At 58.7% G+C, this 26,589-nt stretch carries 21 protein-coding genes and 1 pseudogene; 12 read left to right on the top strand and 10 right to left on the bottom strand.

Annotated elements, in window-relative coordinates; translation table 11 throughout:
- Together HWX89_RS08870 and HWX89_RS08865 are read left to right on the top strand one after the other, a co-directional pair.
- Positions 1-127 (top strand): annotated as a pseudogene (locus HWX89_RS08870) (amino acid ABC transporter ATP-binding protein); the annotation flags it as partial.
- A 196-nt stretch (positions 128-323) separates the two neighbouring features.
- The gene (locus HWX89_RS08865; RefSeq protein WP_138791865.1) at positions 324-1,907 is read left to right on the top strand and encodes an ABC-F family ATP-binding cassette domain-containing protein; all 1,584 of its coding nucleotides are present in this window, start codon (positions 324-326) and stop codon (positions 1,905-1,907) included.
- Between the two features lie 9 nt (positions 1,908-1,916).
- Here HWX89_RS08865 and HWX89_RS08860 read toward each other — a convergent pair whose 3' ends face one another.
- Positions 1,917-2,723 carry an IclR family transcriptional regulator gene (locus tag HWX89_RS08860; protein ID WP_502707587.1) on the bottom strand — a complete coding sequence of 269 codons (807 nt, stop codon included), beginning with the start codon at positions 2,721-2,723 and terminating at the stop codon, positions 1,917-1,919.
- 73 nt (positions 2,724-2,796) lie between these two features.
- Between HWX89_RS08860 and HWX89_RS08855 the strand changes: the two genes are divergently transcribed.
- Genes HWX89_RS08855 through attM form a run of 3 tightly spaced genes read left to right on the top strand, consistent with a single transcriptional unit; the run spans position 2,797 to position 6,269 of the window.
- Complete coding sequence (locus tag HWX89_RS08855; protein ID WP_138791867.1) at positions 2,797-4,251, top strand: NAD-dependent succinate-semialdehyde dehydrogenase; 1,455 nt, start codon at positions 2,797-2,799, stop codon at positions 4,249-4,251.
- A 20-nt stretch (positions 4,252-4,271) separates the two neighbouring features.
- Entirely contained in the window at positions 4,272-5,432 is a 1,161-nt protein-coding gene (locus HWX89_RS08850) for an iron-containing alcohol dehydrogenase (protein WP_138791868.1), read from the top strand.
- 45 nt (positions 5,433-5,477) lie between these two features.
- Positions 5,478-6,269 carry an AttM family quorum-quenching N-acyl homoserine lactonase gene (gene attM / locus HWX89_RS08845; RefSeq protein ID WP_178340671.1) on the top strand — a complete coding sequence of 264 codons (792 nt, stop codon included), beginning with the start codon at positions 5,478-5,480 and terminating at the stop codon, positions 6,267-6,269.
- Between the two features lie 88 nt (positions 6,270-6,357).
- Here the strand turns inward: attM and HWX89_RS08840 are convergent, their stop codons facing one another.
- Complete coding sequence (locus HWX89_RS08840) at positions 6,358-7,350, bottom strand: helix-turn-helix transcriptional regulator (protein WP_138791869.1); 993 nt, start codon at positions 7,348-7,350, stop codon at positions 6,358-6,360.
- Positions 7,351-7,480: 130 nt separating this feature from the next.
- Here HWX89_RS08840 and HWX89_RS08835 point away from each other — a divergent pair, with 130 nt between their 5' ends.
- The 3 genes from HWX89_RS08835 to HWX89_RS08825 are packed head-to-tail and all read left to right on the top strand — an operon-like array spanning position 7,481 to position 11,898.
- Positions 7,481-8,731, top strand: a complete 1,251-nt coding sequence (locus tag HWX89_RS08835) for an MFS transporter (RefSeq protein WP_138791870.1) — start codon at positions 7,481-7,483, stop codon at positions 8,729-8,731.
- Positions 8,728-10,728, top strand: a complete 2,001-nt coding sequence (locus tag HWX89_RS08830) for a TonB-dependent receptor (RefSeq protein WP_246705106.1) — start codon at positions 8,728-8,730, stop codon at positions 10,726-10,728. Before HWX89_RS08835 ends, HWX89_RS08830 begins: the two co-directional genes overlap by 4 nt.
- Before the next feature lie 9 nt (positions 10,729-10,737).
- On the top strand, positions 10,738-11,898 hold the full coding sequence (locus HWX89_RS08825) for an FAD-dependent monooxygenase (RefSeq protein WP_138791871.1): 1,161 nt from the start codon (positions 10,738-10,740) through the stop codon (positions 11,896-11,898).
- Positions 11,899-11,953: 55 nt separating this feature from the next.
- Here the strand turns inward: HWX89_RS08825 and HWX89_RS08820 are convergent, their stop codons facing one another.
- From HWX89_RS08820 to HWX89_RS08790, 7 genes are all read right to left on the bottom strand, one after another.
- On the bottom strand, positions 11,954-12,871 hold the full coding sequence (locus HWX89_RS08820; protein ID WP_138791872.1) for an iron-siderophore ABC transporter substrate-binding protein: 918 nt from the start codon (positions 12,869-12,871) through the stop codon (positions 11,954-11,956).
- A 17-nt stretch (positions 12,872-12,888) separates the two neighbouring features.
- Positions 12,889-13,716 (bottom strand): ABC transporter ATP-binding protein, encoded by an 828-nt coding sequence (locus HWX89_RS08815; RefSeq protein ID WP_138791873.1) that lies wholly within the window; start codon positions 13,714-13,716, stop codon positions 12,889-12,891.
- Entirely contained in the window at positions 13,713-14,768 is a 1,056-nt protein-coding gene (locus tag HWX89_RS08810; RefSeq protein ID WP_138791874.1) for a FecCD family ABC transporter permease, read from the bottom strand. The genes HWX89_RS08815 and HWX89_RS08810 overlap by 4 nt, the downstream gene beginning before the upstream one ends.
- Positions 14,765-15,817, bottom strand: a complete 1,053-nt coding sequence (locus tag HWX89_RS08805) for a FecCD family ABC transporter permease (protein WP_138791875.1) — start codon at positions 15,815-15,817, stop codon at positions 14,765-14,767. Before HWX89_RS08805 ends, HWX89_RS08810 begins: the two co-directional genes overlap by 4 nt.
- Before the next feature lie 208 nt (positions 15,818-16,025).
- Positions 16,026-17,660: a GMC family oxidoreductase gene (locus tag HWX89_RS08800; protein ID WP_138791876.1), complete on the bottom strand. Its 1,635-nt coding sequence runs from the start codon at positions 17,658-17,660 to the stop codon at positions 16,026-16,028.
- A 13-nt stretch (positions 17,661-17,673) separates the two neighbouring features.
- On the bottom strand, positions 17,674-18,201 hold the full coding sequence (locus tag HWX89_RS08795) for a sugar dehydrogenase complex small subunit (protein ID WP_138791877.1): 528 nt from the start codon (positions 18,199-18,201) through the stop codon (positions 17,674-17,676).
- 60 nt (positions 18,202-18,261) lie between these two features.
- Positions 18,262-19,698 carry a c-type cytochrome gene (locus tag HWX89_RS08790; protein ID WP_138791878.1) on the bottom strand — a complete coding sequence of 479 codons (1,437 nt, stop codon included), beginning with the start codon at positions 19,696-19,698 and terminating at the stop codon, positions 18,262-18,264.
- 288 nt (positions 19,699-19,986) lie between these two features.
- On the opposite strand from HWX89_RS08790, the gene HWX89_RS08780 reads away from it, so the two are divergent.
- The gene (locus tag HWX89_RS08780) at positions 19,987-20,910 is read left to right on the top strand and encodes a LysR family transcriptional regulator (protein ID WP_286086206.1); all 924 of its coding nucleotides are present in this window, start codon (positions 19,987-19,989) and stop codon (positions 20,908-20,910) included.
- A gap of 37 nt (positions 20,911-20,947) precedes the next feature.
- Here HWX89_RS08780 and HWX89_RS08775 read toward each other — a convergent pair whose 3' ends face one another.
- Positions 20,948-24,142 carry an autotransporter outer membrane beta-barrel domain-containing protein gene (locus HWX89_RS08775; RefSeq protein ID WP_138791880.1) on the bottom strand — a complete coding sequence of 1,065 codons (3,195 nt, stop codon included), beginning with the start codon at positions 24,140-24,142 and terminating at the stop codon, positions 20,948-20,950.
- A 234-nt stretch (positions 24,143-24,376) separates the two neighbouring features.
- Between HWX89_RS08775 and HWX89_RS08770 the strand changes: the two genes are divergently transcribed.
- The 3 genes from HWX89_RS08770 to HWX89_RS08760 all read left to right on the top strand — a co-directional run bounded on the left by HWX89_RS08770 (position 24,377) and on the right by HWX89_RS08760 (position 26,542).
- Positions 24,377-24,850 carry a MarR family winged helix-turn-helix transcriptional regulator gene (locus HWX89_RS08770; protein ID WP_138791881.1) on the top strand — a complete coding sequence of 158 codons (474 nt, stop codon included), beginning with the start codon at positions 24,377-24,379 and terminating at the stop codon, positions 24,848-24,850.
- Positions 24,847-25,971 (top strand): FUSC family protein, encoded by a 1,125-nt coding sequence (locus HWX89_RS08765; RefSeq protein ID WP_138791882.1) that lies wholly within the window; start codon positions 24,847-24,849, stop codon positions 25,969-25,971. Before HWX89_RS08770 ends, HWX89_RS08765 begins: the two co-directional genes overlap by 4 nt.
- Positions 25,972-26,074: 103 nt before the next feature.
- Positions 26,075-26,542 carry an Lrp/AsnC ligand binding domain-containing protein gene (locus HWX89_RS08760; protein WP_178340670.1) on the top strand — a complete coding sequence of 156 codons (468 nt, stop codon included), beginning with the start codon at positions 26,075-26,077 and terminating at the stop codon, positions 26,540-26,542.
- The last annotated feature ends 47 nt before the right edge of the window (positions 26,543-26,589 follow it).

Here is a 26,589-nt window from a genome sequence, read left to right as displayed (position 1 = left end):
TCAGGTGGCAAACCGGGTGATCTTCATGGATCAGGGCCAGATCGTCGAACAGAACTCCCCGCAGGAGTTCTTCGACAATCCGCAGCACGAGCGCACCAAGCTCTTCCTCAGCCAGATTCTGCACTAGAGATTGCCTGGAGGAAGACGATCTCAGACCGAGCTCTGTTCGGGTGTAGTCATGTCGCCCGAAAAGACAACGTGCCTTGAACGTGCCGCCTTTCGCGCATAAATAGAAGTCCACGCAGCACCAACAGGACGGTTTCATATGGATTTCAACCCGATCGCAAAGTCACATCGCCTTGCCATACGGGAAAACCATATCCATGCCGTACTTTATCACCCTTTCGAATGTTTCCTGGTCGACGCCTGACGGTCGCCAGCTCTTCTCCGGGCTCAATCTCACGCTTGGTCCTGAACGCGCTGGCCTGATTGGCCGCAACGGCGTCGGGAAGACGACACTCCTGAACCTGATGGCCGGAGATATATCTCCGTCTTCCGGATCGATTTCTGTTTCCGGTACTGTTCACGTGCTTCGCCAAAGCGCTCAGGTTTCAGCAGATAGTACGGTTGCGGATCTGTTCGGTGCGGGTGATGCTCTCGCGGTTCTCGGCCGTGCTCAACTGGGCGAGGCGACGGTAGATGAGCTGGCCGATATTGACTGGATGCTGGAGGCGAATATCGCCAGCGCCCTGTCGGACGTTGGCCTTGATGCGCCGTACACGACGCCGCTTGCGCATCTTTCCGGTGGACAGCGCACACGCGCAGCACTTGCCGCGCAAATCCACGCCGCGCCTGATTTTCTCATCCTCGATGAGCCGACCAACAATCTCGACCGGGAAGGCCGGTTGGCCGTCATCGACTTTCTGGCAAAGTGGCGTGGTGGCGCAATCATCGTCAGCCATGATCGTGAACTTCTGGAGACAGTGGATTCCATCGTCGAAATGACGTCATTGGGTGTCAGTCGTTATGGCGGAAACTGGAGCCATTACAGGGAGCGCAAAGCGCTGGAAATCGCCTCGGTGCAGCATGACCTCGCTGATGCGCAAAAGCGTCTGGCGGATACTGCGCGCAAGGCGCAGGACACGGTCGAACGCAAAGCGCGTCGCGACAGCGCCGGCAAGAAGAAAGCGGCGCGGGGTGATATGCCGAAGATCGTCGCAGGTGGATTGAAGATGCGAGCCGAACAGACGGGTGGTGCCAACGCTCTGCTCGCCAATCGGCTGGAGACTGAGGCGTTGGATGACGTGAAGACGGCGCGCGAGCGTATCGAGATCTTGCAACCGCTTTCGGTCACCTTGCCATCCTGCCATCTGCCCGCGGCAAAGACCGTGCTGCGTATGGAGGGCCTGATGGCGGGGTATGAACCGGACCGGCCCATATTGCGCGATCTCTCCTTCCACATCACGGGACCGGAACGGGTTGCTGTTACTGGCGCCAATGGATCGGGCAAGACGACCCTTCTCTCGGTGATCACGGGCGTCCTGCCGGTAGCGTCTGGAACGCTGCAGATCGAGGTGCGCTCGGCCTTTCTCGATCAGCAGGTCAGCCTGCTCGATCCGGCCTCGTCGATCCGTGACAATTTTCTGCGCCTGAACCCGAAGGCGGGGGAAAATGCCTGCCGGGCGTCGCTCGCACGTTTCCTTTTCCGGGCGGATGCAGCGCTGCAGAAGGTCGAAACTTTGTCAGGCGGGCAGATGTTGCGGGCAGGGCTGGCCTGTGTGCTTGGTGGGATTGAACCGCCACAGTTGCTTATACTGGATGAGCCGACAAATCACCTCGATATCGAGTCCATTGCGGCCGTGGAGGCCGGACTGAGAGCCTATGACGGCGCAATATTGGTCGTCAGCCATGACGAAACCTTCCTCGACAATATCGGCATCGATCGACGACTGAAACTTGGCTCCTAGACGCGGCAGTTACTGCGCTATCCGGTAGCCCAGCTTCTCGGAAAGTGCGTTGGCCGTATCGCGTAATTCCTCTCCCAGACGGGCGATCTTTTCGTCGCTTGCTTCGCTTCGTATCAGGCTTAGTGCGATACCCGCCGACGCGGCCCCTGAGTAGTCGCGTATGGCGGCACCAATGCAGAGCATTCCCTCGCGGATCTGGCCGTCGTCGATGGAGTAGCCACGGCTGCGCGTCGATGCCAGTTCGTGCTCCAGTTTTGATAGCGAGCTCACGCTTCTTGGTGTCAGGGGAGGTGGAAAGCTTTCGAACAAGGATTTCAGCTCATCGGTGCTGAGGTCGGAGAGCAGCATCTTGCCGGTCGCTGTAAACGGCGCCGGCAAACGCATGCCGATACGAAACGTATGCCCGAGCGGCTGGGCCGAGTTCCGACAGCCGATATAGACGACTTCGCCGCCTTCGCGAACGGTCAGCGTGACCGTGTACGGGTCGAGATCGTGCCGTTCGGCAAGCTGTTCGTGAAATGTCGAAACGATATCGAGTTGCGACAGAAACCCGTTTGCCCATCGCAGCGGATGGGGACCGGCACGCAAGGTTCCGTCCGCCGATTTGGCAAGAAGATCAAGCTCCACCATGACTGCCAAGAGGCCATGCGCCGTGCTTTTGGGCAGTTCCATAAGGCGGGTCAGTTCTGCGGCTGTCAGGTGCTGGGGGGAGCCGGCAACCATGTCCAGAATACGCACTGCACGTCTGAGGGCCGGCACAGTGTCTGATATTTGCGACGATTGTTGATCTGCGGTCATGCAACCTCCTTGACACATCAGCGTGCTTCGGCCCATAGTTCATTGTATTGATTCAAGTTCAATTAGTTGAACTTTACTGTGGGAGAGACAGATGATCAAGCTTAAAAACGCTGCTCTGTTGCGTGATGCGTGTTTTGTGGACGGCCGCTGGTTGAAAGCTACCGATGGCAAAACGATTGCCGTTGAAAATCCCGCCAATCTGGAAATCATCGGGCATGTCCCTTCGCTTTCGGCAGCAGAGACCCAAGCCGCAGTCGAGGCTGCCGGAAAGGCATTTTCCGAGTGGAGCCGGCGCGCTGCCAAGGATCGCGCAGCAATCTTGCGCCGCTGGTTTGATCTGATGGTGGCAAACGCTGACGATCTCGGTGCGTTGATGACCGCAGAGCAGGGGAAGCCGCTTGCGGAGGCAAAGGGCGAGGCGCTTTATGCCGCATCCTTCGTGGAATGGTTCGCGGAGGAAGCCAAGCGCGTTTATGGCGACACTATTCCAGCGCCGACCACCGACAAGCGCATTACCATTCTGAAGCAACCGATCGGAGTTTGCGCCGCGATCACGCCGTGGAATTTTCCGGCTGCGATGATTACGCGCAAGGCTGCCCCGGCTCTGGCCGCCGGCTGCACGATGATCGTCAAACCGGCCGAGCAGACGCCGCTGACCGCACTGGCTCTGGGTGTTCTGGCGGAAGAGGCAGGCATTCCATCCGGTGTCTTTCAGGTGGTCACGGGTGCAGCACGCGATATCGGCAAGGTCTTCACCGAAAGCGATACGGTGCGCAAGATCTCCTTTACCGGATCGACTGAAGTCGGCCGTCTGCTGATGGCGCAATCGGCCCCGACGATCAAGAAGCTTTCACTGGAACTTGGCGGCAACGCGCCCTTCATCGTTTTCGATGACGCCGATCTGGATGCTGCTGTCGAGGGCGCGATCGTATCGAAGTACCGCAATGCCGGACAGACCTGTGTGTGCTCCAACCGGATCTATGTCCAGGCCGGTGTGTACGATGCCTTTGCGGAAAAGCTGGCCAAAAGAGTCGAGAGCCTCTCCGTTGGTGAAGGCACCGAACCCGGTATTTTGATCGGGCCCCTGATCGATCAGGACGCTGTGGCGAAGGTCGAGGATCATGTTGCTGACGCTCTTGGAAAAGGGGCGAAGGTCGTTACCGGCGGAAAGCGCCATGCGCTTGGCGGGACATTCTACGAACCCACGGTGCTGACAGGTGCAACGCAGGCAATGAAGGTTGCCCGTGAGGAAACCTTTGGACCGGTCGCCCCGCTTTTCCGGTTTGAAACGGAAGAAGAAGCCGTTGCCATGGCGAACGACACCGAGTTTGGTCTGGCGGCCTATTTCTACACCGAGAATGTCCGCCGGACATGGCGTGTCGCAGAAGCGCTCGAATACGGCATGGTGGGCCACAATACCGGCCTCATCTCCAATGAAGTCGCACCGTTCGGTGGCGTAAAGCAGTCCGGGCTGGGCCGCGAAGGCTCGCACTACGGCATCGATGAATATCTTGAAATCAAATACCTGTGCTCGGCCATCGGCTGAGATCACGCTGGGAGGATCAAATGACCATCAACCCTTTCGAATTCCGCACCGTTCCCTCTATGCAGGTTGCCTGGGGGGGTGCCCAGCGCCTCGGAGAGATTCTTTCCGGCAGGTTCCAGGCGCGCAAGGCACTTCTTATTACCGATGCGGGCCTCATCAAGGCAGGCCTCATTAAGCCGATTGCCGACGCTCTAACCGCTAGCGGTTTCAGCGTCACGATCTTCGACAAGGTAGTGGCCGATCCGCCAGAGCATATCGTTGCCGATTGCGTCGAATCCGCCAAGCAGATCGGGGTCGATATCGTCATCGGTCTTGGTGGGGGCTCCTCGCTCGATATCGCCAAGCTGGTAGCGGTTCTTCTGGTGTCCGACCAGACGCTTGCAGACATGTACGGCATCGGCAACGTCAAGGGGTCGCGTCTGCCGCTGGTGTTGGTGCCGACCACGGCTGGAACCGGTTCGGAAGTGACCAACATCTCGATCATCACCACAGGTGAAACCACCAAGATGGGTGTCGTTTCTCCGCAGCTTTATGCCGATTTCGTTCTTCTCGATGCGGAACTGACGGTCGGTCTACCGCAGGTTCATACCGCGGCTACCGGTATCGACGCCATGGTGCACGCGATTGAGGCTTACACCAGCAAACACAAGAAGAACCCGCTATCAGATGCTTTGGCGCGTGAGGCGTTACGCCTGCTTGGCGCAAACCTGATCTCCGCCTGCAAGGATGGGACCGATCGCAAGGCCCGTGAAGGCATGCTGTTGGGGGCAACATTGGCAGGCCAGGCTTTCGCAAATTCGCCGGTGGCTGCCGTTCACGCGCTCGCTTATCCGCTGGGTGGCCACTATCACGTGCCGCATGGCCTTTCCAACGCTCTGATGCTGGGACCAGTGCTGCGTTTCAACGCCAAGGCTGCGGCGTCGCTTTATGCCGAGCTTGCCGATGTGCTCGGCGTGCCGGGCGAGGGTGATACGGCGACCCGTTCGGACGCCTTTGTCCAGCATATGGAAAAGCTGATGGATGAAAGCGGTGCGCCGCGGCGCCTTCGTGATGTCGGCGTGACGGACAACACCCTGGCAATGCTTGCTTCCGACGCCATGAAGCAGAGCCGCCTGCTGGTCAACAATCCGGTCGAAGTCCGCGAAGAGGATGCGCTCGCGCTCTATCGCGAAGCTTTCTGATCCATTTCTTACACCAAAATCTTCAGTCCCAAGGGAGGAAAACGAGTGACCGATATCAGACTTTACATGCTTCAGTCAGGTACCCTGAAATGCAAGGTACACAACATCAAGATGAACCAGGGCAATGGTGCGGACTATGAGATTCCCGTCCCATTTTTCCTGATTACCCATCCCGATGGGCACACCGTCATCGACGGTGGCAACGCGATCGAAGTCGCGACCGACCCGCGCGGTCACTGGGGCGGTATCTGCGATGTCTATTGGCCGGTTCTGGATAAGAACATGGGCTGCGTTGACCAGATCAAGGCGCTCGGTTTCGATCCGGCCGATGTGAAATATGTCGTGCAGTCCCACCTGCATCTCGACCATACCGGCGCGATCGGTCGCTTCCCCAATGCGACCCACATCGTGCAGCGCTCCGAATATGAATATGCCTTCACACCGGACTGGTTTGCCGGCGGCGGTTACATCCGCAAGGACTTCGACAAGCCGGGCCTGAAGTGGCAGTTCCTCAACGGTACGCAGGACGACTATTACGACGTCTATGGCGACGGCACGCTGACCACAATCTTCACGCCCGGTCACGCACCAGGTCATCAGTCATTCCTGGTTCGTCTGCCCGACAGCAAACCGCTGCTTCTGACGATCGATGCTGCCTACACGCTGGATCATTGGGAAGAAAAGGCCCTGCCGGGCTTTCTTGCCTCCACCGTTGATACGGTCCGCTCTGTTCAAAAACTCCGCAACTACGCCGAAAAGCATGATGCGACCGTTGTCACGGGCCACGATCCGGACGCATGGGCGAACTTCAAAAAGGCTCCGGAATTTTACGCTTAAGATAAATCCGGCCCAGTCATAGATCTGATGCGGCGAGGTTGTGTGCAACCTCGCCGTTTTGCCTGCAAAGGCAGCATCGATCGTGAATTCAGAGGTCTTGCTGCGCGCCGGTCGTGCGCAGGCGAGATGGTTGGACACCGAAACGTCTGAGAAAAAGCTGCGAGAAATGGCTGGGGTTGCCGTAGCCGACAGCAAGTGCCGCCTGGGTGATTGACATCGCACCTGTTTCAATCATGCGACGCGCTTCCAGCAGACGCTGTTCCTGCAGAAACGCGTAAACGGAAAAACCGTAAAGTACCTTGAAACCGGCTTTCAGCCGCTTTTGCGTCAGCCCCACTTCACGGGCGAGGTCCTCGAGCGACCAGGGATGCGAAAGATCAGCGATCATCAAATCCCGGACACGTTGGAGCGCCCGACGATCACGTGGCGGCGTCTTTATCGCAACCTGCGCATGGCGCATGGCACTGATCGAGGCGTTGATGATATCGAGTGCGCGTGCCTCGAAGGCAAGGTCGTCATTTTCCACCATGGCGCTATCGAAAAGCGCGCGGGCAACAGACAGCAGTTGCGGCGGAACCGGCAGGACACCAACCCATGTCCCGTTACCGGATGCGACATGCAAAGCATGCTGCTCATCGAGCGAGGATAGGACATCTGCCGCGCCAAGCTTCTGCCAAAGGGCGGTATCAATGCGAATGTCCATACCCTTGAAACGCGTTCCGACCGGAACGTCGTAGAACCCGACGGCGCCTTCCGGGGCTGCCATGATGTAGATGCGACCGGGCCGGTACGGCAGGCTTGAGAGACGTTCGCCATCGGCATCCAGAAGCCAGCCCTGACCTGCGGCCTCGAACAGGAAATCAATGGCCACGCAGGGTTCTGTTGCAAAACGGCCGACGAAGTCAGCACCGATCACCATATCGAACACGGAAATCGTCAAGCCGGGACGGACGCCGAGAATCTTGTAGGCGCCATCCGTCGAGGTGGTCGCAAAACTCGTTTCCGTAGGGTTCGGCCCTAAAACAACGACATCGTCCTGATCTGACTGGACCAAAGCCCTCTGCTCTACGCGCAAGTTCATGATCGGCCCCCACTTTTGCTGCCGATCAAAAAAGTGACCGGATCGCGACAGTCTTGAACCTGATTACAATAGTCAAGTTTACGCCGTCAATCTATGGAGGTCGGGAACTTCATTGCGAGGGGCAATGTCCATGACTTTCCTTCAAACCAGCGCCCGATCCAGCGCCTGGCTCGTTCTCGGCCTGCTGGCAGGTCTTTATGCCGCCCAGTCGGTCACCGGCAGCATGGTGCAGTCAGCGTTGCCTGTGGTGCTGCGTGACGCAGGCATGCCGCTTGACCAGATCGGATTTCTCGCCGTTCTCTTTCTTCCGTGGGCGCTCAAGTTTCTGTGGGCACCGCTTGTCGATCGCTTTTTCAGTGAGCGTGCGTGGATATTGTTTAGCCAGGCAGGCATCATCGTCTGCTTCCTCATCGCCACGGCGTTTCCACCCCAAACGCATCTGATGCCGCTTGCGGCGGTCTTGCTGGTCATGGCGACACTTGCAGCCACACAGGACATCGCAACGGATTCGCTTGCCGTCCGAGCCACCACCGAGGAGACGCGCGGGGCGGCGAGCGGCGCCTCGACAGCCGGTGCCTATATCGGCTTCCTGCTCGGTGGCGGTTTGTGGCTGATCGTCTACAGCCATGCCGGCTGGGCCGTTTCGATGGCCGCCATGGCAGTTTTTGTGGCTCTGCTAAGCATTCCGGTGCTGTTGGCCAGACGGCTCGCGGCACCACGGCAAAGGCCGGTGGATAAAGCCCGACGCATGCTGCTGCGCGGGACCTTTGCCAATCGCAGGCTGATGACCGGTCTGATCTTTCTTGCCGTCTATCAGGTCGGATTGCGCATGGGTTCGGCGATGACTGGCCCCTATCTCGTGGATAAGGGCCTATCGCTGGAAATGATTGGTACGCTGCGCGGAGCCGGCGGAGCCATTGCAGGTTTTGTCGCATCGACGCTTGCCGCACTCGTCGTCCAGGTAATCGGCATTCGCCGGGCGATCCTTGTGGCCGCGAGCCTTAATGCCCTGCTTCTTTTCGCGCTCGCCTCACTCGAATTCTGGAGCGCCGTATCGCAGAGCGTTGCCGCCGGTCTCATGGTGGCGCAGGTGGCTGCTGTCGCGATGTCCTTCGTCGCGCTTTATGCGGCGATGATGAATTGGTGCGACGCGGAGCGGACCGCAACTGATTTTGCCGTTTTGCAAAGCCTCGATGCGATCATCGCCATTGCCGCATCGTCGATCGCCGGCCTGCTCGGCAAATCGCTTGGCTATGGGACGCTGTTCGGGGCATCGGCTCTGTTCATTCTGACTGCGATCCTGATCGCCCCTTGGGTTTTGCCGGTCTCCGCCCGCAAGTCTTCTCACTTTCCATCCGCAGAAAAGGTATCGCACTCATGATGCGTCATCGCCTCCTTGGCGTCTCCGCCCTCGCCATCATCGCCAGCACGCAGCCCAATGGGGCCGTGGCACAAGAGGTTTCCAGTGATACGGTGCTGGCCCCAATCGTGATCACAGCCACCAAGCGCAGCGAGGATTACTTCCTGCTGCCATCGACGGTCGATTTTGCCAGCGCCGATGAACTGTCCGTCCGCAACATCGACAGCGTTGCCGATCTCGACAGGGTGTTCCCGGACGTGAACATCCGCACACGGTCCAGCCGCGCCTATTCCAACTTCACAATCCGTGGGCAGGCCTCGCTCGATTTCTATAATCCAAGCACGCAGGTCTATGTCGATGGCCTGCCGCAGGACAGCTTCAACCTTTCGCGCAGTCTGCCTGGCAATCTCGAAAGCGTCGAACTGCTCTATGGTCCGCAAGGTACGCTGTACGGTCGCGGCGCCATCGGCGGCGTCATCAACATCACCACGCGAAAGCCGGACAATGACATGCGGTTCGGTTTTGATGGCGATATCAATTCGGAGGGCGCCGGTGGTACCTTCTATGGCAACCTGCCGCTTGTTGACGGCGTCCTGTTCAGCGATATCACTTTGACCGGCCTCCACCACAAGGACCAGTATACCGCCATGCTGACGGGAGAAGAGGTCGGAGGAAGCAACGATCTCAACGGTCAAGTGCGGTTGCGTTACGCGCCGGAGGGCAGCCCGCTCGACGTTATGGTGTCAGCAGGTCATGGTCGTGTCACCTCCACCGAAGAGTATTTCGTCATGGAATCGATGCTGGAAGACAGGATCGCCTTGCCGGTTCCATCGAAATATACGCTCGATACCTGGAATTTCGGCATCAACGCCAGCTACGATCTTGGCACTGCAACCGTCACGGCGCTGACCGGCTACCAGAACAGCGATTTTGATCGCACCGTGTTCGGCACCTACACGCCGGAGAAGCAATGGACATTGAGCCAGGAGCTTCGCATCGCCTCCAATCCCGATGAGGGCAATGCTGTCGATTATGTCGCCGGTCTCTATTACCAACACCTCGATTTTACCCGCGCCATTCCGAGCTACGGCCAGATCGCTCAGCAGAAGATCGATTCCTACGCCGTGTTCGCAGATGTGACATGGCATGCCACTGATCGTCTCGACATTACGCCCGGCCTACGCTTTGACCATGAACGGGTTGCCGCAAAGGCGACCGGTACCTTGTCACTCAACGACAGCGACAATTTCAGCGCTATCTCGCCAAAGCTGGGTGCGAGCTACGGGCTGACCGATGAGTGGCGGCTCTACGGCCTGTTCAGCACCGGCTTCAAGGCAGGGGGCTTCACACGCACGCTGACGACCGCGAATATCGCCTATACCTATGATCCCCAGAACACCTATAATGGTGAGATCGGCCTTAAGTATCGCAACGACGAAGGCACTCTCGAAGGCCAGCTTTCGGCCTATTACAACGTCACGAAGGACTATCAGATGTTCGTCGGCGTGCAGCCGCTGCAATATCTGCAGAACGTGGGTGAAGTCACGGCCAAGGGTGTCGATCTCAAACTGCGCGCCAAACCCACCGATGAACTCGGTATCACGCTCGGCGCTGCCTACAACAACTCCAAGTTCACGGACTACAGCAATCCCGTTACGCCGGGCACCGACCTGACGGGCAACCGCGTGCCTTATGCGCCGGAATTCACCGCCAATGTCATGCTGGATTACCGGTTCGACCTCGACAATGATGCCGGAGCGCTCATTCCCTACGTGGCGCTCAGCTATGTCAGCAAGACCTATTTCGACGAGACCAACACGATTGGCCAGAAAGGCTATGGCCTTGTCGATCTTGGCATCAAGTGGGAGCTGGACAAGAACATCGCAGCCGAAGCCTTTGTCACCAATGTGTTCGACAAGACCTATACGACCTACGGCTTCAACGTCGCCCCCTACGGCAACGTTTACCAGCTTGGCGACGGGCGGACGTTCGGTGGTCGCCTCAGCATGACATTTTGAGGGCAACGGATGCGTATTCTCATTGCCGGCGGCGGCCCCGCCGGCCTGACCTTCGCTGCCTGCCTCAGGCAGCATGGCATCGATTGCACCATTGTTGAAAAAGCAGCAAAAGGCCGCGCTGCGGGTTATTCGATCGGACTGCACGTCAACGGCTGGAACGTCGCCGAACGCCTGGGGCTTGTCGAGCACTTCAAAGAGAAAGCCATGCCGCTTGGTCCGGCATTGCACCGCGATACCGCCGGAAAGACGCTGTTCTCCTACGATTATCGGACACTTGCACAAGCATCGGGTGGCCGTATGCTGGCAATCATGCGGCAGTCCTTCCAGGACATCGTTACCCGCCACATCGAAGCGAATGTGGATATCCGCTACGAGACGACGATCAGTGCTCTCACCGATGACAGCGCTGGTGTCGATGTCACGTTTTCCAGTGGCGACAGGGAACGCTTTGATCTGGTGGTGGCCGCCGATGGTTATCGTAGCGCCCTGCGTGCCCTGGTCTTCGGGCCGCACGAAGACTTTCTGCGCCCTCTCGGATATCGTGCCAGCGCATGGCGCATGCCTGTCGGCCAGCCGCTAGGGGCGAGTTTTGTCGGCATGATGGATGTCGATCATCAGGGCGGGCTTTACGATATCGGTGACGGTCATGCGGCCACGTTGTTTTGCTGGCGCGACGACAGGACAGACCGGCTGGACGCGGACGCACGCCAGAAGGTGCTGAGAGAGCACTTTGGCCATTGGCCAGAGCCGGTCTGCTCAGCCCTGGAGGCCTCGATCGATTGGGACAATGCATTTTTCGACACGGTCTCGCAGATCGACGTGCCAAAATGGTCGAAGGGGCGCGTCGTTCTCCTGGGGGATGCCGCCTGGTGCCTGACATTTCTTGCCGGGCAGGGCACATCGACAGCCATGGCTGGCGCCTATATTCTGGCAGCGGAACTGGCGCGCAAACCGCACGAAGCAGCCTTCGACGCTTATGAGGCACGGTTACGCCCACTGGTCACGAAAATGCAGGCGGTCTCCCGAAAGATCGGAGGCCACTATATCCCGCAGAGCAATTTCGGCATGCGGCTTCAGGCGTGGATCTTGCCGATCATGTTGTCGCGGCCGTTCGTTCGATTGGCCTCGCGACAGTTTTCCGCACCAGCCCTCGATCTCGACCGGGCCTGAGCATTAAAGCCGAGATGCTGCCCCGTGTGGCCAGCATCTCGCGATCCTGCCCTCGTCAAGCCTTGAACTTTTCTTCCAAAAGATCGAGCAGATTGAACGCCGTCAGGATATTGCCGAACAGGAAGTCGGCCGATGGCAGCTCGATCTTCTCGCCGCGCAGGCTTGCAAACGTCGGCAGGTCTTTCAGCTTCTCGCTCATCGCACCAGCACCCTTGGCACCTTCGTCTTCCAGAAGCAGGATCATGTCTGCTTCCAGAAGATCGAGTCGCTCCAGGCTGATATTGATGAAGGCATCGTCACCACCCACTTCCTGCTGCGGTGGTGCCTTGAAGCCAACATCCTTCAGAACGGCCCATGTGAACGACGTGTCCTGCAGCATGTAACGAACGAGATTGGTACGCACGCGCGCAACGGTTGCCGTGCCGGCCTTGTCACCAATGATGTCGCGGACCTGCCTGGCGCGGGCATCGTAACGGGCAAGCAATTCCTTGGCCTCGGCCTGACGCCCGGTTACCTCAGCGATGGTCTCAAGTGTGTGGCGCCATTTCTTCTGGTCGACGTCGATCAGTACGGTCGGTGCGATCTGGCTGTAGCGTTCATACATGCCTTGTTGATCCGGCAGATCGTCGTTGCTCATCAAGATGAGGTCGGGCTCCATGTTGAGCACCGCCTCGTAATTCGGCTCCCCGGACGAACCGATATAGCCGATGTCGGCTGGCAGGCGTTCCGCGACACCCTTTGCGAAACCACCCGTGAAATTAGGGCGGGATGCACCGACCGGCTTGATGCCGAGCGCGACCGTCGGCTGCAGCACGTCGTCGCCATCGGTCACGACGATGCGCTTGGCAACCTTGGGGATTTCGACGGAGCCGATGACGTCGGTGACGGTGATTGTCTCCTGGGCGAGAACGGGGCTGGCGGCGAGTAGAAGCGATGCGGCGATCATCTCGCGGCGTGTCAGATTAAGCGACAAGGGCAATTATCCTTTCGTCATTCCGTTGAAATCGAGGCGGTGGAATTGTCGTGCAGACCGCGCGGCACGACCAAGGGTGTGCCGAAGATGGGATCGGCAATGATGAGGCTGTCGAGGCCGAAAACGTCACGAACAAGCGCTTCGGTAACGATGTCGGCGGGCCGTCCCTCGGCAACCGCGTGGCCGCCGCGCATGGCAATCATGTGCGTGGCGTGTCGGCATGCCTGGTTGAGATCGTGCAGGACCGCAGCGATCGTGTAACCCTTCTCACGGTTGAGCTTTTCCAGAAGCAGCATCAATTCCATCTGATGGGCGATATCGAGAAAGGTTGTCGGTTCATCAAGCAGAAGAAGCGGGGTTTCCTGGGCAAGAACCATGGCGATCCAGGCACGCTGACGCTGACCGCCTGACAGTTCGCTGACGCGACGTCCGGCAAGGTCGTTCATGCCGGTGGCGTCGATGGCGTCGGCAACCGCCTGCTCGTCGGCTCTGCTCCATTGGCGCAGAAAGTTCTGATGCGGATAACGGCCGCAGGCGACCAGCTCCGTTACGGTGATGCCATCAGGGGCAATCGAGCTTTGCGGCATGAGACCGACACGGCGGGCAAATTCCTTGGCCGGAATGGCGGAAATTGCGCGTCCATCCAGAAGAACCGAGCCGCGACCGGGGGCAAGCAGGCGTGAAAGAGCCTGCAAAAGCGTAGACTTGCCGCAGGCATTGGGGCCGACAATTGCGGTAAAGGAACCGGAGGGTACGCTGACCGAGAGGTCCTGCGCGATGATCGACTTGCCATAGGCGAGTTCAACGGATTGTGCTTCGAGGCGGGGAGCGGGTTGCTGGCTCACGTGCGGCGTGCCTCCTTGATGATCAACCAAAGGAAATAGATGCCGCCGATGCAGAGCGTTACCACGCCGACCGGCAACTGGATCGGCGCGAAGCTATGCTGTGCGGCATAATCGGCGGCAGAGAGAAGGACAGCTCCGGTGGCCATCGATGCGGCCAAAGAGGTGCCGGCCGTGCGGGTGATTGCGTGGGCAATCGGCGGGGCAGCCAAGGCCACAAAGGGGATAGGGCCTGCGATTGCTGTGACCAAAGCCGTGGCAACAATGGCAAGTGCCATCAGCGACAGTCGCACCGCCTCGACTCGGATACCGAGAGCGCGTGCACGCGCATCGCCCATCTCCATCATTTTGAGCGGGCGCGACAGAACAAGGGCCGCAATGATGACCGGCAGGGCGATCCATAGCGACGGCAGCAATTGCTGGCTATTGACGCGGGCAAGTGAACCCATGCCCCAGGTGTTGGCGGCCATGGCTGTTGAGAGAGTGGACTTCAGCAAAATCCAGTGATTGGCCGAGGTGAGCATGGCACTGACGCCGATGCCGATAACGATCAACTGAAAGCCCTGGATACCTTTGTGCCAGGTCAGGAGATAGACAACGAGTGCGGTCAGCAAGCCGCCGGCAATCGCGCTGCCGGCCAGGACCAGCCAGCCGCCACCGGCAAAGGTGATCGCCAGAATGGCGCCTGTATAGGCGCCCGCATCGAAGCCGACGACGTCAGGGCTGCCTAGCGGATTGCGGGTGATAGACTGGAAGACCGCACCACCGAGACCGAGCAGTGCTCCGAACAACGCTGCAGCGGCTGCACGGGGCATGCGCCATTCGAGAACAACGAGCCGGGTACGGCGCTGGCCATTACCGGTCAGCACATCGATGACATCTATGACAGGAATATGGACCTGCCCGCTGACGAGCGCTGCTATGAGAACGGCGACGCCAAGCCCGATGAGAATTGCGCAGGCCAGCAGAAGTCGCTTGTCGATGCTGATGCCAATGCGCTCGCCAAAGGCTCGGATTGTAAGCCGGCGGCGCGTGAAGGAAGGATGCAGGCTCATAGCGCGGTCACCTTGCGTGCACGCACGAGCCAGATCAGAACCGGCGCACCGATGAAGGCAGTGACGATGCCCACCTGGATCTCCGCAGGGCGCATACTGAGGCGGCCGATAATGTCGGCAGTAAGAAGAACGATCGGCGCGAGCACCAGCGTGTAGGCAAAAATCCAGCGTTGATCACTGCCAACGAGACTGCGGGCGACGTAGGGCACCATCAGACCCAGAAAACCGAGTGGGCCGGCGGCTGCAGTGGCAGCACCCGTCAGAAGCATGACCGAAATGACGGTCATGATCCGGGCACGGCCAAGGCCAGCGCCAAGCGAGCGTGCCTGATCGTCACCCAGCGCCACAACATTGAGAACCGGGGCCGAGATCAGGGCGAGAACGATGCCGATGGCGACGAAGGGTGCGGTATAAATGAGATTGTCGTAGCCGGTGATAGCAAGCGATCCGACTTCCCAATTCAGCATGTGATCGAAGGTGTTGGGGTCGAGGAAGATCAGCGTCGATGTGAGGCCACGAAGAACCGCTCCGATGGCAACGCCCGCCAGTGTCAGACGCAATGGTGTTGCACCGGCACGGCCGCCCATCGCTGCCGCGTAAACGGCAACCGCAGCAAGTCCTGTGCCGGCAAAGGCGAACCAGATCAATGATAGCGGATGAGAAATGCCGAGGAGGCCGATGGCGGCGACCATGGCAAAGGCAGCTCCCGCATTGATGCCAAGGATACCAGGATCAGCGAGGGGGTTCCGCGTCAATGCCTGCATCAGTGCACCCGAAAGAGCAAAGGCGATGCCGGCCATCAGTCCCAGAAGCGTGCGAGGCAGGCGCAAAGACCAGATGGTTTCGCTGTCGATCGTGGTTTCACCGGAGAAGAGTGCCGATAAAACGTCACCAACGGCAATGGTGCGGGCACCAATGGCAAGGCTGAGACAAAAGACCACGACAAGGAGAATGGCGGCGGTAAAAAGGCCAAGTCGTTTCCCGCTTTTGCCGGAGGTCGCGACGCGATCCCGCGCATATGCGGTTTGTTCGATAGGGCTGGCACTCATGAAAACGATCGCTCGTCCTTCGTGCGATCGCCTCCCGTCGATCTATTGATGACAAATATAATCATCTTTTGCCCGGCAGAGATCGGCAAGTCAATTCAACATGATAAAAATCAGCTCCTCATGCGTGTTTAAGATGACCGGACCGTCCATGAGTCATGTTTGAATGGAGGCCCCCCGGAAAACGGGGAGGGCACTCCGATGTTCGAGATCAGATTTCCTTGATCAATTGTTCCGCGATGCGAACGCTGAGTGCGGCACCCGTCAGGGTCGGGTTCATGCAGGACGCCGATGGCATGACGCTGGTGCCGGCAATGAACATGTTCGGGTGATCGTGCGTGCGGCAGTCGCGGTCGACAACAGAGTCTTTCGGGTCGTTGCCCATGCGGGTGGTGCCCATCACGTGCTGGCGGTTTTGCCATTTGACATCGGTAGACAGCACTTCGGCTTCCAGCAAATCCGCGATCTTGTGCAGATCCTGGAGGCCGCGGTCGCGACCAGCGTTCCAGTAATCGGTCACGCTGTAATAGAGAACGGGGACCGGGATACCGAGCGCATCGAACTTGGTTTTCGAAGGTGTGACGCGGTTTTCCGGCAACGGCAGCGGTTCGAAGTCGATTGCCCAGTTCAGCGAACGAGCCGAATATTTGCGGATTTCTTCGTCCAGCTTCGATCCAAGAATGCCCTTCTTGATAAAGCCTTCGGTCATCTGCGCCGTCGGAACCGTGTTGCGCACCTTGATCTTGTAGCTTGGATAATCCTTGCGGAACTCGCCGTCACGCTGGTTGAGGTAGACGAGAAGTTCGGTCGGACCCTGGCCCGGCCACATGTCATCCTTAGTCAGCATGTTCATGCTGATACCGGTGTGGTCCATGAGGTTGCGGCCGACCTGATCCGAAGAATTCGCGATGCCGTTCGGGTATTTTTCGGATGTCGAGATCAGCAGAAGCTTGGCGGATTCGATGCCGTAAGCGGCAAGCACGAAATACTTCGCCGTGAGGCGATGTTCGGAGCCATCGGGTTTCTTGTACCAGACCGCAGTGATCTTGCCGTCGTCACCAGCTTCGATTTTATAGACGGGCGAGTTGTCGAGAAGCTTGGCGCCATGACGTTCGGCCTCGTCGATATGCATCGATCCGTCGTATTTGGCGCCGATCGGACAGACCGGGTTGCAATTGTTGTTTCCCGCACAGACCGGGCGATTGCCATAGGGACGCGAAGCACGTCCATGCGGCTCTAGAACCGGGTTGAAGCCACCGACAAGAAGCTTCTGCGACAACCTGTCGAACATATAGGTGCTGTTCAACTGCTTCATCGGGAACGGCATCGACCGTGGCGGCATCGGACCGCCGCCCTGACCGCTTTCGTCCTGGCCGTCGGTTCCTGTCACGCCCAGTTCAAGCTCGGCCTTGTTGTAGTAGTCCTCGAGATCGTCGTAGCCGATCGGCCAGTCACGGCCGCGGCCGTAAAGCGTCTGAATCTTGAAGTCGTTAGGGATCATGCGCCACAGCGCCGAGCCGAAGTGCCAGGTCGTTCCGCCGACGACCCTGAGATAGGAGGTGTTATATTTCACCGGGCCCTCATACTGCAGATAATCGCCATAGGTGGATGGCGCCCAGGGCATGCTCGGAAATGGCGAGCCGGCGCCCTGCAGCTTGGCGTTTGCCAGCGACAGTTTTACCGGAGCGTTGCGGTAGGTTTCGACGATCTCGCGGCGGTCGACACGGGGCCCGGCCTCCAGCACGATGACCTTCTTGCCGGCCTTCGCCAGATTTGCGGCGACGATGCCGCCCATGACGCCTGAGCCGATAACGATCAGGTCCGCATCGTAGGATGTGTTTGCCATATCTCTATTCCTGTCAGATCTTGCTGCCGGGCTTCGGTCCCCAGGCGTTCGGGCCGGGACCGTAGGACGGAACGGTAAGGAGGCCCTTGGTCGGGCGATACATCAGCGATTCCGCGTAGGTGATCAGCTCGGCATCTTCCGGCTCGCCGACGACGCCGAGATACCAGGCCGAAACAATCTTGGTGGCTGTTTTGGTGAGGGCCGGATCCATGCCGGTCAGCGCCAGAAAGCCGTCCATATTGGCAACGCCGGACTGCTTGATGAGCTGTGTCAGGGCAGCAAGGCTGGCGTCGAGCTCGGTATCGCGCTTTTTCAGAGCTGTCAGGAACCGTGCGCCGAGAAGCGGATCGAGCGTGTAACCGGTCAGGAACTCCGACAGTTGCGTGAATGAGGCCACGGCGTCGTCCGCTGTCGCAGCAGACAGAGGCACGCTGAGGCTGGCAGCGAGCGCCAGTCCGCCGAGGGCTGCGGTTCCTCGCAGCAAACTGCGGCGGGAGAGGGTTTGGCCGAACATGGCGGGGGAGGATGGATCAAAGGGCATCAGGATCTCCGATGGAGCATGACATGCGAAAAGGTGAAGAGGTGGCCGTGCGCTGGAGGCTCAGCCAAGCACCGGACGCGGGCGACGACGTAGGACCAGCCAGGCGATCAGCGCGACGACGATCGCTGCAATCGCAATGCCGACAGGCAGTGCAAAAGGCGCCAGCTTGACGATGAGAGGCTTTTCACCGCCGTCACGAATACGTGCGACGTCTTCCGGCGTCACCTTGACCGCCGGATTGCCGTAGTTGGCCAGCACGTAGTTGCTGACATCGGCAATGTCCTTGTCGGAGAGGCGATCCGTATAGGACGCGTCCGCACCGAAGGCAGGCATGAATGCAACAGTTTCACCCACCGTGCGATGGAGACCAAACAGGATCGTGGCAACGAGATTGTCGGGGCGGTCACCGCCGGTCGCCGTGTTGTGGAACAGGGACGGATAATGGTCGTTACCCTGGCCTTCGGCCTGATGACAGGCAGCACAGCTACCGCTGAAGACATGGTAGCCGTTTTCATCCGGAGCCTGACCCGGCAGACCGCGAAGCGAGGCTTCGACTGCGGTGGATGGCGCGCCGAAGGCGTCGCGAGCGGTGCCGGTCGTTGACGTCACGCCCGGAACGTCGCGCAAATAGGTGACGATGGCTTTGATGTCTTGGTCGGGAAGGTGCTGAAGGCTGTTTTCAATGGCTTCCGCCATTGGCCCGGCAGCCTGAGCCTTGCCCGCGACGAGACCGGTTTTGAGATACTGCGTCAGTTCTGCATCAGACCAGCCGCCAATACCCGATACCGTCGATGCGGTAATGTCCGGTGCGTACCATGGCCCGATGGAGCCACCGGAGAGCGCCTTGCTGGCGTCTTCCGCCATGAACATGTTGCGCGGCGTGTGACAGGTGCTGCAATGCTCCAGCGCCTCGGCGAGGTAAGCGCCACGGTTCCATTCCGCCGACTTGGCAGGGTTGGGCTGGAAGCGATCCTTGTTCAGGAAAAGCAGATTCCAGCCGGCCATCGACGCGCGGATGGAGAAAGGAAACGGCAGTTCCGTTTTCTGAGGCCTGTGGTCATCCGCTTTGACGCCCTGCATGAAGTAGGCGTAGAGCGCCTTCATGTCCTCATCGGTGATCTTTGCATAGGCCGTGTAGGGCATGGCCGGATAGAGATGGCTGCCGTCCTTTGCAATGCCATCGCGCACCGCACGCGCGAATTCCTCTTCGCTGTAATTGCCGATACCGGCTTCCTTGGAAGGCGTAATGTTCGTCGAGAAAATTTTCCCGAGCGGAGTGTCGATGCCATATCCGCCTGCGAAGGGTGTGCCGCCGTGCGGCGCGGTATGACAGGCAGCACAGTCGGCCGCAGTGGCAAGATAACGCCCCCGAGCAATGAGATCGGCAGCGTCATCTGCGAAGGTGGGACAGCTTGTTGCGACCAGTGCGCCAAGACAGAGCGCGAAAGAACCCAAGGGACCACGCGCGGTTTTGAGGATGGGAGGAAGCCTAAACATGAGCGGCGCTTTCATAAATAATGAATGCAAAATTGCAGATCCAGAACGCCTCCCACGCACTGGCCTGATACGTATCGCCGCAGCCCACACAGCCAAACCTGAAAAATCCTGCTGCATCCAAGGTGATCTTGAATAAAAATGACGCGTTTTGTCATTTATTACGAAAGGATTGAGGCGTGTCGATGTGTCGCGGGCGCAACTTGATGTTCCTCATAGCGTCGCCACGGATGACTTGGGTAGTCAGTTTGTTGTACAAACAGATTTCATCAAAAGTGAAAGGTTTCTCCGCTGAACTTCGACTTTACCGACCTCAAGATTTTCCTGTCTGCAGTCGAAGGCGGAAGCCTCACGGCGGCAGCGGCAAAGAACAACATCGTTGTTGCGGCGGTGAGCGCACGGCTGAGAAAGCTCGAGGAAAATTTCGGCCTTCTGCTGTTTGAGCGCACCGGTCGCGGCATCAAGCCGACTCTTGCAGGAGACCTGTTGTGCCGACATGCGCGCAAGCTGCTGGATGACGCAAGGAAGCTGGAAGTCGAACTCGATGCGTTTTCGCAAGGGCGCGGCGGCACAATTCGCTTCCTTTCGAATACGAACATGCTTTCCGAGCATATGCCGCAGCTTATCGGGACATTTCTGCGTGATCATCCCGATGTGTTCGTTTCGGTGAAAGACAGGCCAAGCCTGGAAGTGGTCAATCTTCTGCGGGCAGGTGAAGCCGATATGGGCATCGTGGCATCCTCGGCCGACATGACGGGTCTGGAAAAGTGGCGGTTTGTTCCTGATCGGCTCGTTGTGATCGTTCCGCGTGACTTTCCTCTGGATGGGCCGCTTGCCTATTCAAGCATTCTCGATCATCCACTCGTCGCGCTCGACGAAAAAGTGGCGTTGTCGCAATTCCTGCGACGTCTGGCGAATGAGCTCGGCAGGCGTCCTACCATTCGCATGCGCGTGGAAAATTTTGAGGCACTGTGCCGTGTTGTTGAGTGCGGTACGGGCGTTGGTATTGTCCCTGAAACGGCGGCTCTGCGCTATCGCGGCAGCATGGATTTTCGAACCTTGCCGATTGGCGAAGCGTGGTCCGAGCGGGAGATCTATCTTTGCGTCCGAAATCGCGATCAGCTGCCGCCCTATGGAAAAGCGTTGCTGACGCACCTGCTAGACTATGTTGAGGCCGTTCGGGGGACGGGTTCAGCCGCCACCGTGGGTGATTGATTGACGCCAGGCGACATGAGCCGAGAAGGCGCTTGCTTCAGAAATTGACCGACAGGTTGGCGTGTGCCGCGTTTGATTGGAAGCCGCGTGCAAACTCGCCGGAATAGGTGAGCGTGAGGCGTGCTGATCTGGACAGTCGCGCAGCAATGCCAGTCCTGACCAGGAGCGTATCGCGCGGCATGGTAACACCTTCAAGGATGAAGGGTGAGCCACCTTCAAAGGCAGAAAGCGAGACGGGTGTCGTGTCGCCAGCCGCGTGGCGCCAGCCGATCATGCCGGATGCAACGACAGGCAAGCCGCCGAACTCCAGGTTGGACGACATGCGCAGACCCAATGTCGATACGGCGAGACTATCGGAACCGCCAGCGACCGACAACGCCGCAGCGCCGCCTCTTTCCTTGAAGTCATCAGTCTCGAGATTGACGTAGGCCAGATTGGCAAAGGGCTGGAGATCGATGCCATCCATCTTCAGCGTCCAGGAAATGTCTCCAAAGACCTGAGCTGCGGTACTGGCGTAGTCGGCAGAAAGCTGATCGGTGAATGTGCCGAACGCGATGTCCCTGCGGGTTGTGATGTCGTTTCGGCTGTAGAGGGCACCGCCGATAAGGTTCAGCGGGCCAAAGTCGCCCACGGCATAAAGGCCGGCATGGTAGGAATCGGCAGCCGCTTGCGGATTTGTGGACAGGTCGCTGCTGCCCAGAACGCCGCCAAGGTGCCATTGGTCAAGAAGCGCGATGTCGGCGCCAATCAGTGTTCCGGTCACGGTGTTGTCTATGCCGCGTGCATTGCCACGACTGTCGATATGGTTTTGCGCCACTACGCCCGATGCCCAGAGCGAAACATCGCCGTTTTTCGTCGACCGCCGTGCCGAAAACTGCGAAGTTTCAGCAATGACTGCCTCGCGCAGAAACTGGCTCTGCCACAGGAATGTGCTTTTCAGTGACGGATGGATTTCACCGTTGAGCTGCGTGAATGCACTGGCGGCAGTCTCGACATTCAGCGGCAGGACAGCCGAGAAGAGCGTATTTGCAGCTCCCAGTTCTTCCACCGTATTTGCGGTGGCACGGTCGTTTGCCGTCAGTGCAACATCGGCAAAGCGCACATCGTTGCGGTCAAGGCGGAGGTCGACAGCCGTGCTGCTGTAGGACAGCGACGGAGAAAGGAAAGCAAAGTCACTGTCAATGGTTGAGAATGTACCGCTGATGCTGCTGGCCGTCAGGATTGTGTAATCGGTCGAAAGCCCATAGCTGCCGCTTTCCGCACGCAGCATTAGAGTGCCGCCGCCGATGGTGACCGCACCCGATGCATTGACCTGGTCGGAGGCACCTGCCGAGTTGATGTCGACCGCGTAAATCGATCCCGCCTGGAATGTCAGGTCGCCATTCACAGCCAGTGTCCGAATGCCGGGGCCGGGGGAGAGCACGCCGCCGGCATTGACGACAAGTCCTCCAGACACCCCGCTACCGGAGAGGAGGCCACCGTCGAAGATATCGATGGTGCCTGTTACCGTTCCGTCGTTGACAAGTTCGCCGCCTGTAACCGTCGCGGTGCCGCTGATGGTGCCTGTATTGTAGAAGGAGCCGCTGCTGTTAACGAGGGACGCGATCGTGCCTGCATTCGCACTGGTGCCTGAATTGGATACCGCGCCTGCCGTGGCCCCACTGTTGTTGGTGAATGTGCCCTGTGCGCCGACATCGACATCCGCAAGGGCTGCATTGTTGACGACACTGCCGCCGTCGACTGTTGTGGTTCCCGAAACGGTGCCTCCGCTATTGTTGGTGAATAGCCCGCCATCGTTCTGGAGAGAGGCGATCGTACCCGCGTTGGTCGTGGTGCCCGAATTGGTAACGGCGCCGGCAGATGCGCCACTGTTGTTGACGAAGGTAGCGACTGCGGCAACATCCACATCGGTCACGACGAAATTGTTGGTGACGGTGCCGCCGGAAACCGTGGTGGTTCCGGTGATCGTCCCGCCGGAATTGTTGGTGAAGCTTCCTGCTGTATTGGTGAGTGACGCAATCGTGCCCGCATTCGAACTGTTGCCGGCATTGGTAACCGCACCGGCGACGGCGCCTGTTGTGTTGGTGAACGTTCCGCTCGAACCGATATTGACGTCGTTCAGGGTTGCGTTGTTCGTGACACTGCCCCCGGAGACATTCGTCCCGCCTGTCACGATTCCCCCGAAGTTGTTGGTAAAACTTCCCGCGTCGTTTTGAAGTGAGGCAATGGTACCCGCATTGGAGACGGTACCGGCGTTCTGGACGTTTCCGGCTGTTGCGCCACTGTTGTTGACGAACGTTGCGACGGCTGCAACGTCCACATCGGTCACGACGAAATTGTTGGTGACCGTTCCGCCTGAAACGGTCGTTTTCCCCGTTACTGTGCCGCCGTTATTGTTGGTGAAGTTGCCCGACGTGTTCGTGAGCATACCAATCGTACCGGCATTGGACGATGTTCCGGCATTGACGAGCGTGCTGACCGTCCCATCGCTGTTGTTGACGAACGTGGCGACGGCCGCGACATCGGCATCGGTGATGACGAAGTTGTTGACCACCGTCCCGTCGGCAATCGTTGCTGTGCCGGTAATCGTGCCGCCGGTATTGTTTGTGAAGGTTCCCGCCGTGTTGTTCAATGAACCGATGGTGCCGGCATTGGATGCCGTGCCGGCGTTTGTCAATGTGGCTGCCGAAGCTCCACTGTTGTTATCAAATGTTCCGCCCGACAACACGGAGACATCGCCCACCGTTCCGTTGTTGGAAAGCGCCGTGCCGGTTCCGACGGTCGCGCTGCCGAGTGCGCCATTCACCGTCACATTGCCGGTGTTCAGCATCAGATTGCCGTTGAGGGTGCCGTCGACAGCAAGCCCGCCGCCATCGAGGTTGACGTCTGAATTCAGGACGCCGCCTGCATTGATGCCAACCGTGCCCGATGTGATCGTCGTTCCGTTACTTACAGTCAACGCGCCGGTGTTGGAGATCGTAACGTTTCCGCCATCGACGCCAAGCTGATCGATCGTGACATCATTTGTGACCTGCGGCGAACCGCTGTTCACCGTGGCTGTATCAGTCTCTCCAGGAAGGCCGGGAGCCCAGTTCGTTCCCTCGCTGAACTCATTGTTGGTGCTGCCTGTCCACACGGACTGGGCAAACGACGGTGTGCTGAACGTGAGTGAAGCAAGTGCGCTGAATAAGGTCAGGCGTCGGGAAAACACCGGAAGCAGTTGCTGTGTCATTGCGCGACCGATGCAAAAAGGGATGCCGAATCGGATCGGCGGCTGATTAACGAATCGCGCTCAATCATGGTTAACGGAAGCTTGAGTGTCAACGATCGCGTGCCCGATCGCGTCGGGCAATCGTGCAGGTTGCTAACGGCGTTCGCATTGCGAAAGATACGCTTTCAGTCTTCAGAAAATCTCGCCAATATAATTTGAATTGCAAATCAAATTATATTGTGGTTTACTCTGACCATGACCTCCAAACATTCTTCTCCACGCGCGCGTTTCGGCGTCCGCTTCTCTTTGCTCGCCCGCCGCTGGCGCCGGGCTCTTGACGAACGCCTGGCTGAATCGGGCCTTTCCGATGCGACCTGGGCACCGCTCGTTCATCTTCAGGAAACCGGTGGCGGTATTACGCAGAAAGAGCTTGCGGCCCTCGTGGGTATCGATGGCTCGAGCCTCGTGCGCCTGCTGGATATTCTGTGTCGCCAGGGCCTGGTTGAACGCCGGGTTGACGAGAACGATAGCCGAGCGCGGCTGATCTATCTGACAGAGAGCGGCGAAGAGCGTGTTGCTGCCATCCGACGCGAACTTGTGAAGGGTGAGGAGGAGATGCTGGCCAACATTTCCGATGACGATCTCGCGATCATGCTTCAGCACTTCGACCGTATCGATGAGAGGTTATCGGCGATCCAGGCGCGGCGTCGCGAGGAGAAATCCAGATGAGCAATCAGACGTCTTCCGAGATTGCTCTGTCTGCAGTGACACGTCCTCGCCGTATCGATGCCGCCCGTCACCTGCTGCATCCCAGGCAGTTTCGTGAAAGCATGACGGTATCGGGTCAGCCGTTCCTCCGCAATTCCGCACTCGCCGGATTGCAGGCGGCATTGACGGTGCTGATTGCCCTTCCGCTTGTCCATCTTTCGTCCTGGTCTCATCTGATCGGTTTTGCCTCATTGGGTGCGCTGGTCGCCCTTTTTGGCCGTTTCGCTGAACGGGGCAAGCGTGGCGGGATCGTGCTGCAATGCGCATTCTGGCAAACGGTTGGCGTTCTCGTGATGTCGCTTGCGGCATGGCTCGGAGCGCCTTCCATCATGCTGCTCCTGCTTCTTGCGCTGCTCTCGGGCACGTTCTTTTTTGTCGTCACGACAGGGCGATTTGGGCCTCCGGGGGCTCTTATCTTCGTTTTTGCCGCAGGTGCCTCGATGGGGCACGTCACGTCGGCGAGCGAGATTATCGAGCGTGGCCTTGCCACGGCGATCGTTGCCCTTCTTGCCTGGCTGATCTGCAGCCTGACGGAAGTGTTCCGACACAAGGCAAACGGCGATCTTCCCTTCCCCGTAGAGCCGCTTCGACCTTGGAGCCATCGCGTCGTCGCTGCACTGCGCATCGCGCTCGGCTCGGCGATTGCGGGTCTCTCAGCCCATGTTCTCGGCGCGGCGCACCCCGCCTGGGCCGTGCTTGGCGCCATGGCTGTCATGCAGGGCTCACATCTTCATATCAGCATGAACCGTGCCTTGCAGAGAACGCTGGGGACCGTTGCCGGTGCGATCCTGGTCTGGTTGATCTTGCAGCAGGAACCGTCCGTCTGGCTCATCATCGTCATCTTGGCCGGTTTGCAGTTCGTGACGGAGGTGATTATCGGTTCTAATTACGGCCTCGGCCAGATTCTCGTCACGCCAATGGCGCTGCTGATGAGCTATCTTGCCGCTCCCTATGCCGCTAGCCACACCATGGTGCCCGAGCGCGTTCTCGACACATTGCTCGGCGCAGCAATCGGGATTGTTCTCGCGGTTCTCTGCTCGAGTCTGGATGATCGACGACACCTCGCAAACCGTCATCTCTAAGCGCTTTTCCAGGTGGAAAGGACGAGCTTCCCCGCTTGCAAAGCATAGGCGTATATGTATCAATATATGTCTATGTATATAAGAAAAAGATGGGGAATGACGGGTGCTGGAGCTCGATAAAACTGACCGGCGGATTCTGATGATCCTGCAGTCCGAAGGCCGGATCACCAATAGTGAGCTGGCGCAAAGGCTCGGTATTCCGCAGACATCCATGAGTGACCGGTTTCGGCGCCTCCAGCGTGATGGTTTTATCACCGGCTTTGGTTGCCGCCTCAATCCGGGCCTTATCGGTTACGATCTGCTGGTCTTCATCGAGGTTCTGCTGGACAAAACAACGCCGGATGTTTTCGAGAAGTTTGCGCTTGCCGTAAGGCGGGCGCCGGAAGTGCTGGAATGCCATATGGTTGCCGGCGGTTTTGACTACCTGGTGAAAACCCGGTTGACGAACATGAATGCTTACAGGCGTTTCCTCGGTGAGATTGTGCTTAGTTGGCCAGGTGTTTGCGAAACCCGCACCTATGCGGTGATGGAAGAGATCAAGAACGACGGAGCCCTGCCGCTTTTCCTTTAAGCGGACTGTCGCAAGGCGCGTTAAGCCGCCTTGCGACACCCGGTTCT

Source organism: Rhizobium sp. RM (assembly GCF_013390595.1).
Taxonomy (GTDB): Bacteria; Pseudomonadota; Alphaproteobacteria; order Rhizobiales; family Rhizobiaceae; genus Agrobacterium.
This window is presented reverse-complemented; position numbering and strand designations above follow the sequence as displayed.